Raw genomic sequence first — 639 nt, 5'->3', positions numbered from 1 at the left:
TCTTGATAAACAACGGTAGGTGCTTCCCCGTACTATGGGCTTTATGTCGCCCTGCCAGCATATCGTTCGGCAAGCACGGTAAATGCTTATCCGTACTACGGCACAGAGGCTTTCGCCTGTCGGTTGGGTTGCTCGGCAGGCTCGTGGGTATTCGCCCCTCGGTAGCCGCGCTATGTGGTTGCCAACATACAAAAGAAGCAGGGCAAACGCCCTGCTTCTTTCATCCTTGCGTCCCACTTTGTGGGTTCCCGCCCTTCGGTAAGCTTTCTCGGTACTCTTACTGGCGGAAGCCCTCGGCAAACCCGCTCGGTAGCCGCCTATCCGCCCTATGGGCTCTATGCCGCCCTTCGGCATATCGCTCGGCAAGTCTGCTTTCCTTATGTCGCCCCTCGGCAGACTCGATAGGTGCCCCACCCCTATGCCGAGTTTCCTCAAGAAACTCGGACATTCGGGTAACGCCGTCTACCATTTCCGCGGCACAAACGAGCGGTCGCGGGGCATAATCTGTATCGCCTCCCCGGTCTGCTCCAGCACATACATTCCCTGCTGCAAGGCATAGGCTTTCGTCTCGCCGGACACGACCGCCCCCGCCGCCGCGCCGATAAGCGACTTGCCCTCAAAGCGTTTGGTATCCCGCAC

2 protein-coding genes are annotated in these 639 nt (G+C 58.8%); both read right to left on the bottom strand.

All coding sequences use genetic code 11. The features are described 5' to 3' along the window. On the bottom strand, positions 1 to 237 hold a 237-nt coding region (locus AWU74_RS12830), incomplete at its 3' end, for a hypothetical protein (RefSeq protein WP_238580236.1). Positions 238 to 277: 40 nt separating this feature from the next. Continuing rightward, positions 278 to 469 (bottom strand): hypothetical protein, encoded by a 192-nt coding sequence (locus AWU74_RS10790; RefSeq protein WP_059369659.1) that lies wholly within the window; start codon positions 467 to 469, stop codon positions 278 to 280. Between the last annotated feature and the right edge of the window lie 170 nt (positions 470 to 639).

It is taken from the genome of Treponema endosymbiont of Eucomonympha sp. (genome assembly GCF_001028545.1).
This window is presented reverse-complemented; position numbering and strand designations above follow the sequence as displayed.